This window comes from Bradyrhizobium sp. BR13661 (genome assembly GCF_029892425.1).
GTDB lineage: Bacteria > Pseudomonadota > Alphaproteobacteria > Rhizobiales > Xanthobacteraceae > Bradyrhizobium.
In genome coordinates, this window is the sequence record NZ_JARXWB010000037.1 from 55,968 (window position 1) to 71,172 (window position 15,205).

Consider the following 15,205-nt stretch of genomic DNA (forward strand, 5'->3'; position numbering starts at 1 on the left):
TGCTGAAGCAGATTCAGTTTGTATCGTTCTAAACACGTCGTGCATGGTCACACTCCTGTCGCTAAACCCGATACCCGGCCGTATCGCACCAATATCGACATTGGGGTATATGCCACAGGTATTCTGGCTTTGCTGACCATCTAGAGCGATCGCGTTTTTGCGATCTTAATTTGGCTTGAGAGACTACTGCTGATGAATTATCTGCCAAGCTTCCGCCTCACCACCCTCGCAATGGCGTTGTTGCTGGGCTGGTATTCGATCGCAACACTGTTTGCGGAGATATCGACGCCCAAAGTTCGAACTTATTCTTTCGATTTAGGCCCCCAAAACCAAGAGCTTGATGTGTCACCATTCTCAGACTGGGCGTCACAGGCGGCGCCTTTTCGCGCGGACTTGCTTGCAAACATGGCATTCGCGCATTCCGGCCCGGTAATCGGCCTGTTCAATGCGCAGACGTCTCAACAAAAAGTCGCAAGGCGTGAGCGCGCGCTATCTTTAGCGAGACATTCGCTAAGCGACGCTCCCCACGCGGCCGATGTCTGGCTTTTGCTGGCTGCGCTACAGCGAAACCAAGCGAGCGGAAAATCGGCAACGGCCGAAGCTTTAAAAATGTCCTATCTCACCGCGCCAGGAAATGCGTCCTTGTTTCCTGCGCGCCTGCTGATCCTTTCAGACCCAGGTATGATCAGCGATCCTGATTTGCGAGATTTGGGGCGGGGCGACATTCGCATCATCCTCACTCGTCGGCCTGATTTAAAACCTGCCATCACGCGCGCCTACCAAAGCGCTGGAGCGGAGACCAAGAAATATCTACAGGAAGTCGTCAAATCCTTTGATGAAGGCTTTGCGGCATCACTGCTCTGAAACCTTGGCCTCAAAGTTGCTTTTGCGATACAGCTTTACGCGCGGTAATGATGTCCTACGTTGTTGGTATGGCCGCATCGAAATTTACCCACGGACAGCACCATCAATCAGCCGCCTTTTGCGTCCAGGTTATGAGCGCAGGAATTTCACCCTTGGGCGGGGCCGCGCGATCGGCTAAACAGCTCAAGTAGGCGGTGTAAAGCGGCGAATTTTAGTCGGTGGACAGGGTCGGCATGCACAAGTCAGCCACGATCTGGTTGGATCATTCGCACATGGGCCGTCGGGCTAGCGGAATCGAACGAATAACCGCCGAATTATTCAATGCCCGTGCCTTAGCGCCATTCTCGTCAAAAGCATACCCCGCGGGTACCGGTAAATTGGGTGTCATGGCAGCCCAAATGATTGGTCTTCCCTGGGCCGGTATTCGAAATCGCCGGGATGTATTCGTTTTTCCGGGATTTCCGCCGTCGCCATATTTCTCCCTAATTCCGGAGCGGTCGGTGCTTTACGTACACGATCTCTTTCTCTTAAGTCGCCGAGATCAGCTAAACAGGGCCGGAAAATACTATATGGCGCCGCTTTTTCGGATCGCGATTCAGCATTTTCAGAACTTTCTCACGAATTCGGAAGATACGGCGACGAAGCTGAGGGCCTATTGCGATCCGCGTGCATCCATCATTCCGTACCGGCCTGTCATCCGCAACGTGTTGGGGCTTGCGGTTGGCGACCGTGGCGATCGACCCGCCCGTCCCCAGCCGTTGAAGGTGGTTGCCATTGGCACGATTGAACCGAGAAAGAACTTTATCGCGGCGGCGGAGTTATGCGAAAATTTATCCGGCCTTATGGGTTGCCCTATCGAGTTGCACATCATCGGCCGCAGCGGGTGGGGTGACGATGTCCGGATTCTTTCCACCCGGCCGGGGGTCACTCTGCATGGCTTTCTCAGAGATCGTGAAGCGGGCGAAATCTTGAGTTCGTCCGATCTTTATTTGTGCACCTCGCATGAGGAAGGGCTTGGTCTGCCGCTGCTCGAGGCACAATATGGCGGATTACCAATCATTGCCCCAGACGCTGCGATATTTCGGGAAGTGTTGGGATCGTCTGGAATATATATTGACCCAGCCGATCCCCGACGGTCATGCGAGCTAGTCAGGCAGATGCTCGACAAAGCACAATGGCGTCGGCTTCATTCAAATGCTTCAATCGCAAATATCGAACGTTGGAACCGATTGGCAGAAGCGGATCGACATCACGTCCTGGAGTTTTTTGACCGCTTGATTTCGGACACTCGGGGCGTTCCAACGCAGCGCCAAGTCGCCTAGCTGATGAGAAACAGGTTGGAATAGATGTCGATTAACGACATGTCTGCTGCGAATGTCACCGCCGATGTGACGGCGTTAATTGCTCCTCTTCCGCCCTTGGCGGTTGTGGATGGGCAATGCGTCAATGTATCGGGGATTTCAGATGCTGTCGCCCGGATTGAGCAGCGACTTAGCCTGCCTCAATCATTCATGGTGTGTACCGTAAATCTGGATCATCTTGTGAAACGCAGGCAGGACCCCGGCTTTTTGAAGGCATATCAGAAGGCCGAAATCGCCAGCGCAGACGGATTTCCGATTGCTGCGCTTGCGCGCCTTGATGGCTTTCCGATTGAAAGAGCTCCAGGGGCCGATCTTGTGCTGCCTTTGTGCGAGAGAGCTGCGGCTGCAAAGATTCCCGTTTTTCTGGTCGGCCCAACCTTGCGTACGTTGTGTTTGAGCGCCAAGCGCCTTGTATCGAGCTGCCCAGATCTCGAGATTTGCGGCGTCTATGCGCCGCCGCCGGATTTTGACAGCCAGTCGGAAGCTGCGAGTGAAATGATCTCAATCATCGGGGAATCGGGCGCCAAAATCTGCTTTGTGGCCTTGGGCGCTCCACGGCAGGAGCTGTTTGCCGCGCGCGCGATCGAGGAAACAAGCAATATTGCATTTATTGGGGTCGGAGGCGGGCTAGATTTTATTGCCGGCACCCAGATTCGCTGCCCGCCTTTCGTGAGACGGCTCTATCTGGAATGGGCTTGGCGTCTTATTCTCAATCCGCGACGTTTGGCAATTCGCTATTTTCGTTGCGCGATTTTGCTTCTCACCTTGTTCGCGCGGACGGCCGTCCATCGTCGGCCGCTGGCAACGGGTTGAGCGAGCTGAGTCGAGCAGGAGTAAGAAAGTGACATATCAAATCTGTCTCATTCATCCGATGGATCCGCGCGGTTCTAAGGTTGGCGGTATTGAAACGCATGTTCGGCAGATGCTGCGATATCCGCCACCAGATTGCCGAATGCTGTTTGTGGGTGTCGACAGCCGTGGCGACTGCAAGCTTGGCCAAGTGACGACGGCAGACATCGATGGTCAGTCGTTTGATTTTTTGCCTGTGAGCTTTTTCCCCGCAGACCAGATTCATAGCGCAGCCAAATCGCTGGGTCAGTCCTTGACATTTAGATTTGGCATTGGGCTTGTCCGCTATTTGCGCAGTATCCGCAGAGTTACGCGAAACGTGACCGGAAGCATCGAACTGCAGCGTTTCGAATTTGCCCTGTTCCCGCGGTTGCTCGGAAAGCCGGCAATCCAGATCATTCACGGGGAGGGTTCAAAAGCAGACAAAATGGACTCTTTAATTAAAAAGTACTGGTTTCTCCATCGAGCGAATGAGGAAATTGCGATCCGACTGGCGAACAAGATTGTATGCGTTAATTCGAATATTGCTCGCCGCGTTGAAGAGGAGTTCAAAGTCGCGAGCGATCGCGTTGTCTGCATGGCCGTAAGTGTCGACACTGTAACGTTTAGGCAGGCCGATTTCGATGTGAGGGACGGCATATTTCGCGTGATGTTCGCCGGGCGACTGGACGAGTTCAAGGATCCCCCGACGATGTTTAAGACACTTAAAGAAGTTCACGAGCGCCTTAACGGTGCCTTCGAGTTTCACTATGTCGGGACAAGCGATCCGGATAGGTATGCTGAATTTAAGCTGATCGATAAATTTACGATCCGCCCTGGCTTTTGTACTCCAGCGCAGGTTGCAGCAATAGCAGCGCGATGCCACGCAGGCTTTCTGACCTCCTTCTTCGAGGGGATGCCTTGCTACCTTCTGGAAATGCTTTCTGTCGGGCGGCCTGTGGTGGCTATCCGGCTGCCGCAGTTTGATGAAGTTATTGAGGAGGGCGTCAGCGGCTCGATGGTCGAACGCGGCGTTGACGAACCGGTTCTGATCGCCCAGCTAGCTGATCGCCTCTGTGAGACGTGGTCATTGATCCGGTCCCGTCGGATTGATCCAAAACTCGTGCATCGAAAAATAGAAAGATTTTCGGTGAATACCCAGTTGATGGGACATTTCGCGCGACACAAGGCACTTTTCGAACGTGGCTCAGCCGAAGCCGAGGTGCGCTCAGCGACGCTTACCGATCGTAACCGACCTGTGACGTGAGCAACGACAGTCCCTAACGGGCCCGCGTCCGAAACGCGGTGCGTTATTGCGAGCCGAGGATCGCTGATTTTAAAACTGCTTCGGTCTCCCTGGCGGCGCGAGCCCAAGAAAACTGGGCGGCATTTTGCACACCGGCTTCTGATAAACGGCGACCGAGATCCGGCTGGTCGATGATCCGGTCAATGCAATCAGCGAGTGCTGTAGGGTTGTTCGGGTCGAAAAAGAGGGCTGCTTCGCCTGCCACTTCGCGCAGTACCGGAATGTCAGAACAAATAACCGCAGTTCCGCAACTTTGCGCCTCCAGGATAGGCAGGCAAAAACCTTCATGAGTCGAGGTCGAAATCAAAAACCGTGCGCGGCGATAGGCGGCAACAAGCGCCTCGTCGGTCAGTATGCCAAAATTCTTGATCGGATAGGCTAAGCCGGCATCAGCTACGCTGAGCGCCAGCAGCCTAACCTCGTCTCTTCCGACGTGGTAGACGGTGAGAGGACGGCCGCGTTGTTCGAGTATCTTGAGAGCTGCGGCAAGACACGTCGGATTTTTATTCGGCGAGATGTTCCCGACAAAAATTGCGTAGGGAGCGCCGTCTTCGATGTCAGGCAGAGCGGCCAGACCATTCCTGTTGCGAACGGCGCCTTCAAGTGCGGCTGCGTTGTGTACAACGATCGTCTTATCGAATTGTCGCGAATGGTAGTGTTGCAAATCCTCTCTGGTGGAGCGGGAAACGCATATTACACGGGTCGCCGCACGCAGTGCCAAGGGAAAAAAGATATTCCACCAGAGCCGATGGCGTCGCGGGTAATATTGCGGCGTCACATCATAGTAAAGGTCGTGCACTGTGATCACTCTTGGCCAGTTTGGCCAAAAACATCCCACCGGATTGCAATTGAGTTCGGCGGCCGCAGCAAACTTGCGCATTAGTTGCGGCACTGTAACCATTTGCGCCATTATATTTTTAGGCAGGCTAGGATGAAAGGGCCGTGTCACCACCTCCAAGGCCCCGGACTGCAATAACGCGGGAGGTAGCTGGTCTGACGACCAGGTCGTGGCCAGCACATAGCGAAAATGTGGAAGTCCAACCAACTGCTCCAAAAGGGAGAACAAGACTCTTGTTATCCCGGTAATGCGCGCCGGTGGTTCCATCAAGTGATTGATGAGTATTGTGGGATGATCAACCATGGAAGCGCGCAAGACCATCGTCGGCTCGTGCCTTCACTGGTTTTGCCATATATGATTTTTGCGAGTGCATGCTTGGTTGGATATCGCATCTTATGGTCGGATGGGAAGGCATTTTCGAGGAGCATGCAGTAATGATGATTGCCTGCCGGGGCCATTTCTAGTAGGTCAATTTCAGGTTAGGGCTAGATTTAACGATAGTTCTCGATAGGTTTATTCGACGTTTTTGGTGGCGTTGGATGCCGTATTCGAGCCTCGGAAATGAGCTCTTCTACGAATCGTACCTGCTCCCAGCGCTTCCGTGAATTCGGGTGGCTATCATTGAGGTCGAGCATGCTTAGTGAAAAGACATTCAGATTCTTCTTTAACTATGCAAAATCAGATCCTTTGAAATTCACTGATATGGTCAGGCGACGTGCAATCGAGCAGTTCTCGCGCGTTCCAAAAGGCGTTGCGTCAACAAAATTTGGTGGTGTCGAGTATGAGATAGATTTGTCGATACATCGGCTGATGAGGAAGTATTATTTTCATACTCACGAGATGTTTCTTGAGCGCATTTTCGATAAACATCTAACCTCAGGTATGACATTTATAGATATCGGCGCAAATTGCGGATACTGGTCCGCATATGCGCTGTCGCATGTCGGCAAGAATGGTGCCGTTCATAGCTTCGAACCAGTTCCCCAATATTTTGAGTTCCTTCGCCGTTTGGCAAACCGCAACCCGGATTATTCGATCTTTCCGAATAACAAGGCGTGTGGCGCGCGGCAGGAGCGTCTAAAGATGTCAATCGTTCCGCCGCAAAAAGATAATTTCGATAATTACGATATCAACGTTGGATCGAGTTCGTTATTGCCCGGCTTTCTGGATCATGCAGAGCAACTCACCGAGATACGTGAGGTCGATGTTGTTCCGTTCGATGAGTATGTGGCGCAAAATTCGATTGATTTGGATCGGATCGGTCTCATGAAAATCGACGTGGAAGGCTTCGAAGCGGCGGTCCTCGATGGGATGCCGCGATTGCTAGACAAAAGCGGCCGAAAGGTACCGATATTGTGCGAAATCCTAACTGACAGGCAACGCTCGAACCCGCTCGATGGTGGAGCGATCATTCGGCGGCTTCAGCAGCACGGATATCGATGCGTTAATGCCACTAATTTGCTCCCGATTGACCCGAGTTCTTTGGGGTTCGAGGAGAATGTCTTGTTCATATGATATTTGTAGCGCTGCTCTGCGCAATCATAGAAGAGATACAAAGCCGTTTAACTTGAAAACTCTTCTGATTCTATTATTTGCTCCGCAAAAGTCCAATGCCAACCCTTGTTCTCGCAGCACCTTCCTTAACATTAAAAGCAGCCCAAAAAAACGATGATCGATGTTTAATACGTCGGAGAGATCGACAACGATTTTCTTGTTGGAAATAAGCGCGTCTCGAAATGCGGCAATCGCAATCTGGACATTAGCTGCAACGGCGTCTCCAGAGAGCTTGACCAAAATAAGCGCCGTTTCGTCGTGCTGTTGAACAGTTAGAGTTCTGGAGGGAGCTCTGCGCCGCCTCAGATCTTCGATTATCAGAGGGATCACGTTTATAATACATAGAGCGCTGAGTTTACGTCCATCGTTCCAGTACCGGCGCCAAAGGTAGGGTTCTTCCTTGATGCGCCATAACCACTCAAGACCAAGTTTGCGGACGCCCCTTGGAGCCCGTTTGACGAGCCCCGCGTGAAAATTGATCGTGCCCCCTAATCCACAACGAACAGGAGTTGCAAGCAATTTGTGATTTCTCAACAGCCATTTTTGCTCCTTTTCGGCGGACAAAAACACCGCCAGAAAATCAGCGTTCCCCCCGTTTATGGCGTCGAAAATACGATTGTTGCTCATTTCTTCCACGGTTCCAAATCCGGGGTTCAATGTTCCGACACATCGTAGGCCTCCGCTTCTGTTGAGCAGATCGCTGACGATTGCAGCTGCCTTATCCGTACCGCCGAAAAGAAAGACGTTTAAGGATTGACCGGAAGTGTCATTCTTAAGTCGCTCGAATATGTCCGAACCCGCGACCCTCCCGCTGATGGGAATGCCAAGCAGCTTTGCGAGCAAAACGATCGGCGCACCATCAACGAGACAGAGGTCGCTCATAGAAAGGGATTCGCGGAAATCGCCGTCTGCCTGACTCAAAATTAGAAAATTGACATTCGGCGTCGAAATCAGGAAGGGCCTGCGGTGCTGGGCCGCAATCCTAATTAACGAAATAGCCTTGCTAGAAGCGACTGCATCGATCGGAATTCCAAGCAACCCATAAACGGGTCGTGACAGCTGGTCGAATTCACGCGCAACAACATCGGCATCCGTTTTGAGATAGCAAGAATGCAATGCTCACGTTCCAAACTTAAAAATCAGTCAAATTCAGTATAGCACTCTTCATTAGGGATAAACATCCCAAAAGCTGGTCTAAATATCGGCGCCCGTTTCTTCGTGGTGGCGGTGTGAATTACGCTGGCGAGATCGCCGTCAGTGATCAAGCGCGTCTCGCCGACGCCTCCGCCGTTTTCAGTCACAAAAACGGTGTTGCCGTTATTCAGCAAGTTGGAGAGAACGACGCTCTGCTTGAGCCGCTGGAAGATCGCGACGCAAATTGGAGACCGCTATCGCGACCGTGATAGCCAATACTGTCGTTTTACTCCAAATACTATTGTAGGCAAATGTGTGTGCCAAAGTAAAAAAGCTCACCAATAAAACTGAGTATTCGCAATATTTTGCCAACAGCCAAAACCAAAAAGAACAAAAAGCAATAAAGAGAGGTATCGTGAAAATCAGACCACAAATAAGGACGAAATTTGCCCAAGCAATTTCTATGGCAATTAGCCCGTAAGATTGTTGTAAGGCCAAGGCATCAACAGATTCAATCCCGAACCATAGCTTGTCTGCGGATAGATTCTCGAGAATTACGACCACTGTGTCGCGCGCAAGACTGCTACCGTTGTCGAACTCCACTCGCGCCGAGAGGACGTCAAATACGCCGATGCGGACTAGAATCGGGATGCTGAAGGCTATGATAACGAGGCCAACAAGTCCGTAGATCAAGCCTAACCAGTTGACCATGCCAGCCAACAATTGACGCGCCGTCGAGAGCAATACGTACAGTGCCAGCAATCCGACTAAGAGTGCAATGGAAGTTCGACCGCCGGTGAGCAGGCACGACACCAGGGCAAGGAGCGAAAAAAACATACGAAAAGGGCCCGGCCCTGAAAGACGAACTGGCGAGGAAATGAAAGTTATGAGAGAATAGACTGCAAAGATTTGAGCTGCGGTGAGCGGAAGTCCGAGTAGGCCGGTCCAGCGCATTGGACCGAAGCCTTCATTAGATCCCAAAATGAAACCTCGCTGGGTCACGAATTCGATAAAAATCAGCACAACATTAACAAGTATCGTGAAATCAATCAGCGTACGCAGCTGCTCAATTGCAGAGCGCGGCAACGCTAACGTAAAGGTGGCGACTAGAATGGTTGAGAAAAATGTATCGACAAAGGGTGCAGCCGAGACCTGTTTGACCAATATCGCGTAAGCGGCGGTAGCAAGGCTGGCGAAAATGAAGAGCACAAAGGATGGTTCAAGCAGCAAACGCATTGCTTGGATACGGAAACGCCAGTCATAGATCATCGTTAGGGGCAACAACGCAATCAACAGATACGTCGCCGGATGAATTTTCTCCAATTCGCCGCCACCCCCGTTGTACGACCAGCCGATTATTGGAAGTACTGGCGGAGAGAGAACTACATAGAGGACAACCACCCATACCGATACGCGATGCAACAGATGGGGCGCAGCTGAAGATTGTTCTGCGTCGGAAAAACCTTCGTTACCCGTGATAGGTGCTTGAATTAGCGGCATGTAGCTTCTGACTAAATGGGGTATGATTCCCTATCATGAATTTCTGATAAGGAAAAGATTCGCTGCGATTTGGTTTCGAGTGCTGATGTCGAGTAGGCGCCTCAGCGTAAGGACCACGATTTTACCGAGTCACGAAGTGGACGCAATTTTCGAGTCAGACTTGCTGGATCTCCAGTGATGCTCTGGAACGATCACGGGCGTGTTGAATGTTCGAAAGGTCTCTGCGCTACCGGTTGTTGTAGCAACAGGTTCGGTGGAGAGTTCCTAGGAGACTTTCGGAGTGTTGCCGGCGTGACGGTCGACCAGTGTCCGTCGGTAGCCCGGCTGAACCAATGAGAGCGTCGAGCTTTTCCAGACAATGAAAATTTCAATCATTATTGCAAACTATAATTATGCTGAGTTTATTGCCGAGTGCATCAATTCGGTTTTGAACCAAACCTACGAAAACATCGAATGTGTTGTTGTCGATGATGGTTCAACGGACGGCTCGCGAGACATCATAAGCAGGTTTGGTGGGATCAAGACGATATTTCACAGTAACAGGGGACAGGCCCTTAGTTTAATTGCGGGCATGAACGCATCGAGTGGTGATGCCATTCTTTTCCTGGATTCCGACGACTGGCTAGCTCCGAACGCGTGTCAGCGACTCGTAGAGATCTGGGAAGCTGATGTCGTTGCGATCTCCTACCGCCTCCAGGTGGTCCTGGATCGCAAACTGACGAGCGAGATCTTGCCGAGGCAAGATCACGTAACTTCTGACCCAGTTAGTTTTATCTTTCAATTCGGAGACATACCGGTGGCTCCAAATTCTGGTAACGCGTATCTCAGATCAGCGGTTGATCAGATTGTTTCTTCTGCGTCAGGTTTGACGGGAAACACTATTGATTGTTGGCTTGCTCTCTGCTCACCCCTGCTCGGCCGGGTCATCTACACTCCCGATGTCTTGGGCTATTATCGTGTTCATTCGTCCAATATCTCCAGGGTCGGACGGGGTCTCGATTTCAAGCAGGTAAAATGGCTGATCTTTAATTTTTATTGGGCGCAGGAAACAGCCAGGCGCATTGCCGAAAAACTGAACGTCGCAATTCCATCGTATCGCCATCTGATTGGGCCGTACTATTTGAAGTACTACCTACTTTTCGGCGATTTTCCACTTGAGCCATTTGAGATACCGAAGCATCCTCGAGCTTCGGTCGCTTCAGAGGCGATTCATGAGTTCCTCCATTACCCTTTTATTGGATTTGCAAAGAGGTTTGCCAACGTCGCAGCCGTTGCTCTGATTTATTTTTCGCCTTCAATCGTTCGTTCCTGGCTAGCACGGAAAGTTTATAAGATTGTCGTGCCTGTAAATGGATCAAACTAATGAGGAGTTGCTGCAATTATGATCACTAGCGCGCTTGCTTTTCGGAATATGGACGCTGGCCCATGATCACGTATTTTTTTAGGGGACTTTGCAAAGAAGTTCTTTCGCTTGGATTGGTACTGGTTCTTCAATGTGCGCCGTCAGTGGCACAGACGAATGCATGTTCTTCGGCGTCATGCGCTGCAACTACCTCAGCATCTCGCCTGTGGCGACCGCAGTCTTTGCCAGAACCTCACCCCAATTCTGAAACACTGCGTGCCGCTGCAGCCAAGCTAGGTCTATATATCGGGACCATGGTTGACCCGACAGGCGACGGTTTTGATTCCGACGCAGCATGGTTCCGGAGCGTTCTATCAACCGAATTCAACATGATGGAGCCTGGAAATCAGCTTAAATGGTGGACGATTGAGCCGGTGCAGGGAAATTTTAACTTTGGGCCGGGGGACCATCTGCTCGATTTTGCAAAAGCAAACGGTTTGAAAGTTCGCGGTCACACCTTGCTATGGGGTATGTCGAATCCTCCCTGGCTTTTTGACGGCGCAACGGGACCGGCGACCAATTTCAGCAGCCAGCAGCTGGAATTGATTCTGGTGAATCATATTCAAAAAGTGGTGGGCCATTTCAAGGAGAAATATCCTGGCGTCATCACTACGTGGGATGTCACGAACGAAGTCATGGGTTGGAATAACTCCTTCAACACTGACGGTATCGTTTGGACTAAGATTGGAAAAAATCCAGATAAGGCGGACTATCTTCGTATCGCGTTTCGAACTGCCCGCGCTGCGGACCCCGATGCCATATTGTGCATGAACGATTGGGATAACGACGGCACGCCTCCGCAAACAAATCGCAACGGCGTGGATCGAACGGCAAACATGATAGCTGCTGTGAAAGCCTTTAAGGCGGAGGGCGTGCCGATCGATTGCGTTGGTATGGAAACACACAATGCCAAGGCGACGTACGCTGAGATCATAGCTGTCATGAAGGCATACGCTGACCTCGGTGTGCAGGTTCAGATTACCGAATGGGATCAGTCTGGGCTTCGATCCAATCCCAATGCGGTAACGGATGCCGCGTCAGTCTTTGCCAGGTATTTGCAAGCCTGTGTGGATTCTCCAAATTGTACAGTGTTTAACATCTGGGGCTTCACACAGAAATACTACAGCCTGCACTACGGATTGAGTAATGGGAATACTGACCTTCCCACCATGTTTCCTTGGGATGCTACCAGTGCCAAGACCGCAATATATGATGCGATGCTCAACGTACTGAAAGGATCTGATAAAAAGTGAGGACAGGGCGCGCGTAGCCTTGTTTATCGCGACTGTTGCTGAAGTGATCTTTTTTCTGTCAGAAACGTCCAGGGCGCGGAAGCATGATAGCGCGCGAGTCTACGACCATCGATGGCGACTCATTGCGGTAGGTGGCGGGAGCAAGTGTATCCGTCCGGTGAAGACCGGTGGAGGTCGCCTTTCCGAATGAGGCGTGTTGTTGAGTATTGTCCTTATGGACAGTGATAGGCGCAGTGCCCAAGTCGAACGGCTTGAGGTGGTGGACACGGGCCGGCGACAGCTCTGGTCCGAGGATGAGAAGCTCAAGATCGTACTGGAGAGCTTATAGGCGCCGCGCCAGGTCGCGGCGACGGCGCGGCGATATGGCGTTTCGCGCTCGTTGCTGCGCTGGACTATGGCCGCATCTGGGATCATGAGTTGGTCGCCGCGGTCATAAAGATCGCGGGCAATGTGACGGGTGACATACGTTGGAAGGTCCCGGGCGTGATGAACTGGGCGACGATGACCCACAATCCCTTTGTGGACGTGACCAAGGACACGACCACGCTCGATGCCAGTGACCGGGATGTGTTCCTGTTTCTGGTCGACGACACCAATCCGATCGAAGCGGGACGTCTGGCAGATGGATCGCCGGATTTGTATTTCCGAGGCTTTTACTTCTGGAACAGCGAAGTCGGCAGCAAGACGCTTGGGATTGCGAGTTTCTATCTTCGCGCCGTCTGCATGAACCGCAATCTTTGGGGCGTGGAGAATTTCGAAGAGATCACGATCCGGCATTCGAAGTTCGCAGCCCAACGTTTCGCGCATGAAGCCGCCCCGGCATTGACCAGCTTTGCCAATTCCTGGCCCGCGCCATTCGTCGTGGGGATTAAGGCGGCTCGGGAGCGGATCGTCGCCCGCACCGACGAGGACCGGGAGACATTCCTCCGCAAAGGCGGGTTTTCCAAATCCGATACCTCGAAGATCATCGAGACCGTCTCGGCGAGGAAAACCGCAAGCCGGAAAGCATCCTTGATTTCGTGCAAGGCATTTACCTCGTTTGCCCGAGGCAAGGCTCATCAGGACACGCGGCTTGAGCTGGAAGGCAAGGCAAAGCGCTTGATGGAGCATGCAATCTGACGCTGCGAGCCGCGCAATCGGGAACGGTTGGCGCGGCTTCGGTCGATACCTGATGCACCGCCGCCGATCCGGCAAGCCGGGTGAAGCGTATCCGCGTCCGGCGCTCGCCGGGCCTCGGCCCGGCTCTCGCAGAGGTCGCGCCTATTTGGCGCGACCCTTCTTTGCCATCCGTTTTAGGAACTCATCAGGTTCGACGTCGAGCTTATCGGCAAGGCGGCCAATGATCTTTATGCTGACGTAGTATACGCCCTTCTCCAGTTGGCTCAGATAGCTCCTGCTTATCTCAGCCTCCAGAGCAAGTTCGTCTTGAGACCATCCCCTCGCATTGCGTAAACGACGCAAGTTGGTGGCGAATGTCTCCCGCAAATCCATGCGGGCAAAGATGCCGCTTGTTCAGTATATTGCACCTCGATATACTTAACAAAGTGCGGCCCTGTGGACCGCTGGATTGTAGATTCCGCAACCGTAAGATCATGCAGACCCCACCGCTCGATCCTAACGTGGCTGACCTGGCCCCCGCCGGGTCTGTGCTGACGCCTTACGATGAGGGGCACGTTGTAACGTACATTCGCCTTCTACAAGCTGAGGGTGAGGGCGCGGACTGGCGGGAAGTCGCTCGAATAGTCCTGCATATCGATCCTGAGGGTGAGCCGGACCGTGCGCGCAATGCATACGAGAGCCATTTGGCGCGGGCGAAGTGGATGACCAAGCAGGGACGTCTTTTGCGCGGCTCGAGGTCAAATCAGTAGAAGCTTGTCAGCTAAAGCATCTATCCGGAAATGATCTTCTCCGGCCAGAGCGTGGTCATCCAGAAGCACCACGTGGTGCCAAACTGGGGGCTTCCTACAACCGCTTCGTTCATACCTATTGCGCCGCAATCCTTGTTAGCCGCGTGCAATGGGGCGGAAGCAATGCCTGAATTCGACTGGCGGTCGCCTGATTCCTACAAGAGCCTACTAGACGCCGAAATCACCGACATCGCCAGCGAATGTCTTCGTCGCAACGCGGACTATCGACGCGACTTTGAGGCGATGATCGCCAACAGTCCCGATGTCGAAGTGACACAAGAATTCAGGAGGAAATGGGGTCTCTGCTTTCGCCCATGACCCGCAGAGGTCGTTCGACGAGCAGACGATCTTTGGGCGCCAGAAGTTCTCGCGGCGGTCGTTCCGGTCAAGGTCGCAGGGGCCGACGACGGCGGCGCGCCGTCTCGGCCACTGCTCGACCTTACAGCTGGCCAGGTGCGTCGCGCCGTCGACGGCTGGCATGCCGTGCTGCGCATCGGTGCGGTGGACCACCGCATTTGGTCCAAAGACGCGCCAGTGCTCGGCGCGTCATATGCGGCCGAACTGCCGTTTGACTGCGATTTCGACGCGCGTGCGTATGCAGCCGGTCGCTTGTGGCGCGCGATTGCGGATTCCGATGATCTCGCCCGGGTGCACCGATTTGATCTCGCCCGCGATGAATGGACGCACGCCAGGTCCTGCATTTAATCGCTTATCCAAACAGCGTAAGCAGGACCGATGCCCTGTCCAGTCGCGCCGGCCAGCAGCGGCGGGTCGATCGAGATCGTGTTTGCGACTGGGGCTCGCATGCGGATCACGGGCGCGGTCGACGCGGCGACGCTGAAGGCTGCCGTGGCGGCACTGGCAGATGGATGCCTACGGTGATCCCGATTGCGTCGGGGCGTGCGGCTGTGGATTGCGACCGGCCACACCGATATGCGCCGCGGCATGAACTCGCTGGGCTTGCTGGTGCAGGAAGCCTTCAAGCGAGATCCGCACGGCGGCGACCTCTATGTGTTCCGTGGCAAAGGCGGCAAGCTGATCAAGATCCTTTGCACGATTGACTGGGCATGTCGCTCTACGCCAAGCGGCTGGAGAGCGGCCGCTTCTTGTGGCCGTCGTTGGCTGATGGCGTGGTGACAATCACCCCAGCCCAGCTTGGCTACCTGCTCGATCACCCATGTTGATGCCCCTCTTTATTAGGCTGACAGATTCTTAGATCAAGTTGCGCAATGACGTGGTTTCGAAGGTCTCGGACAGC

General features: G+C 53.0%; 16 protein-coding genes and 2 pseudogenes. 14 read left to right on the plus strand and 4 right to left on the minus strand.

Features of this window, described 5'->3' with window-relative positions:
• Window positions 1–192: 192 nt before the first annotated feature.
• The 4 genes from M2427_RS36870 to M2427_RS36885 all read left to right on the plus strand — a co-directional run bounded on the left by M2427_RS36870 (window position 193) and on the right by M2427_RS36885 (window position 4,320).
• A complete protein-coding gene (locus M2427_RS36870) occupies window positions 193–864 on the plus strand; it encodes a hypothetical protein (RefSeq protein WP_280711709.1) in 672 nt (223 codons plus the stop codon).
• Between the two features lie 233 nt (window positions 865–1,097).
• Window positions 1,098–2,186, plus strand: a complete 1,089-nt coding sequence (locus tag M2427_RS36875) for a glycosyltransferase (RefSeq protein ID WP_280711710.1) — start codon at window positions 1,098–1,100, stop codon at window positions 2,184–2,186.
• A 24-nt stretch (window positions 2,187–2,210) separates the two neighbouring features.
• Complete coding sequence (locus M2427_RS36880; protein WP_280711711.1) at window positions 2,211–3,038, plus strand: WecB/TagA/CpsF family glycosyltransferase; 828 nt, start codon at window positions 2,211–2,213, stop codon at window positions 3,036–3,038.
• Between the two features lie 28 nt (window positions 3,039–3,066).
• Window positions 3,067–4,320 (plus strand): glycosyltransferase, encoded by a 1,254-nt coding sequence (locus tag M2427_RS36885; protein ID WP_280711712.1) that lies wholly within the window; start codon window positions 3,067–3,069, stop codon window positions 4,318–4,320.
• A gap of 43 nt (window positions 4,321–4,363) precedes the next feature.
• Here the strand turns inward: M2427_RS36885 and M2427_RS36890 are convergent, their stop codons facing one another.
• A complete protein-coding gene (locus tag M2427_RS36890) occupies window positions 4,364–5,518 on the minus strand; it encodes a glycosyltransferase family 1 protein (protein WP_280711713.1) in 1,155 nt (384 codons plus the stop codon).
• 312 nt (window positions 5,519–5,830) lie between these two features.
• Between M2427_RS36890 and M2427_RS36895 the strand changes: the two genes are divergently transcribed.
• The gene (locus tag M2427_RS36895) at window positions 5,831–6,712 is read left to right on the plus strand and encodes an FkbM family methyltransferase (RefSeq protein WP_280711714.1); all 882 of its coding nucleotides are present in this window, start codon (window positions 5,831–5,833) and stop codon (window positions 6,710–6,712) included.
• Between the two features lie 24 nt (window positions 6,713–6,736).
• Here the strand turns inward: M2427_RS36895 and M2427_RS36900 are convergent, their stop codons facing one another.
• A complete protein-coding gene (locus tag M2427_RS36900) occupies window positions 6,737–7,867 on the minus strand; it encodes a WecB/TagA/CpsF family glycosyltransferase (RefSeq protein ID WP_280711715.1) in 1,131 nt (376 codons plus the stop codon).
• A 201-nt stretch (window positions 7,868–8,068) separates the two neighbouring features.
• Window positions 8,069–9,385 carry a VpsF family polysaccharide biosynthesis protein gene (locus M2427_RS36905; protein ID WP_280711716.1) on the minus strand — a complete coding sequence of 439 codons (1,317 nt, stop codon included), beginning with the start codon at window positions 9,383–9,385 and terminating at the stop codon, window positions 8,069–8,071.
• Window positions 9,386–9,743: 358 nt separating this feature from the next.
• Here M2427_RS36905 and M2427_RS36910 point away from each other — a divergent pair, with 358 nt between their 5' ends.
• From M2427_RS36910 to M2427_RS36920, 4 genes and pseudogenes are all read left to right on the plus strand, one after another.
• Window positions 9,744–10,748: a glycosyltransferase family 2 protein gene (locus M2427_RS36910; RefSeq protein ID WP_280711717.1), complete on the plus strand. Its 1,005-nt coding sequence runs from the start codon at window positions 9,744–9,746 to the stop codon at window positions 10,746–10,748.
• A gap of 62 nt (window positions 10,749–10,810) precedes the next feature.
• Complete coding sequence (locus M2427_RS36915; protein ID WP_280711718.1) at window positions 10,811–12,040, plus strand: endo-1,4-beta-xylanase; 1,230 nt, start codon at window positions 10,811–10,813, stop codon at window positions 12,038–12,040.
• A gap of 214 nt (window positions 12,041–12,254) precedes the next feature.
• Window positions 12,255–12,431: pseudogene (locus M2427_RS42175) on the plus strand (IS66 family insertion sequence element accessory protein TnpB); the annotation flags it as partial.
• A pseudogene (locus tag M2427_RS36920) lies at window positions 12,431–13,159 on the plus strand (DUF932 domain-containing protein); the annotation flags it as partial. The pseudogenes M2427_RS42175 and M2427_RS36920, both read left to right, overlap by 1 nt.
• A 141-nt stretch (window positions 13,160–13,300) precedes the next feature.
• Here the strand turns inward: M2427_RS36920 and M2427_RS36925 are convergent.
• A complete protein-coding gene (locus M2427_RS36925) occupies window positions 13,301–13,531 on the minus strand; it encodes a helix-turn-helix transcriptional regulator (protein ID WP_280711719.1) in 231 nt (76 codons plus the stop codon).
• Between the two features lie 101 nt (window positions 13,532–13,632).
• On the opposite strand from M2427_RS36925, the gene M2427_RS36930 reads away from it, so the two are divergent.
• The 5 genes from M2427_RS36930 to M2427_RS36950 all read left to right on the plus strand — a co-directional run bounded on the left by M2427_RS36930 (window position 13,633) and on the right by M2427_RS36950 (window position 15,131).
• Window positions 13,633–13,908, plus strand: a complete 276-nt coding sequence (locus tag M2427_RS36930) for a DUF2285 domain-containing protein (RefSeq protein WP_280711720.1) — start codon at window positions 13,633–13,635, stop codon at window positions 13,906–13,908.
• A gap of 162 nt (window positions 13,909–14,070) precedes the next feature.
• A complete protein-coding gene (locus tag M2427_RS36935; RefSeq protein ID WP_163367814.1) occupies window positions 14,071–14,265 on the plus strand; it encodes a DUF6499 domain-containing protein in 195 nt (64 codons plus the stop codon).
• A gap of 135 nt (window positions 14,266–14,400) precedes the next feature.
• Entirely contained in the window at window positions 14,401–14,652 is a 252-nt protein-coding gene (locus M2427_RS36940; RefSeq protein WP_280711721.1) for a hypothetical protein, read from the plus strand.
• Between the two features lie 195 nt (window positions 14,653–14,847).
• Window positions 14,848–15,084: an IS66 family insertion sequence element accessory protein TnpB gene (gene tnpB / locus M2427_RS36945; protein WP_280711722.1), complete on the plus strand. Its 237-nt coding sequence runs from the start codon at window positions 14,848–14,850 to the stop codon at window positions 15,082–15,084.
• On the plus strand, window positions 15,054–15,131 hold the full coding sequence (locus M2427_RS36950; RefSeq protein ID WP_280711725.1) for a hypothetical protein: 78 nt from the start codon (window positions 15,054–15,056) through the stop codon (window positions 15,129–15,131). The genes tnpB and M2427_RS36950 overlap by 31 nt, the downstream gene beginning before the upstream one ends.
• Window positions 15,132–15,205 lie beyond the last annotated feature (74 nt).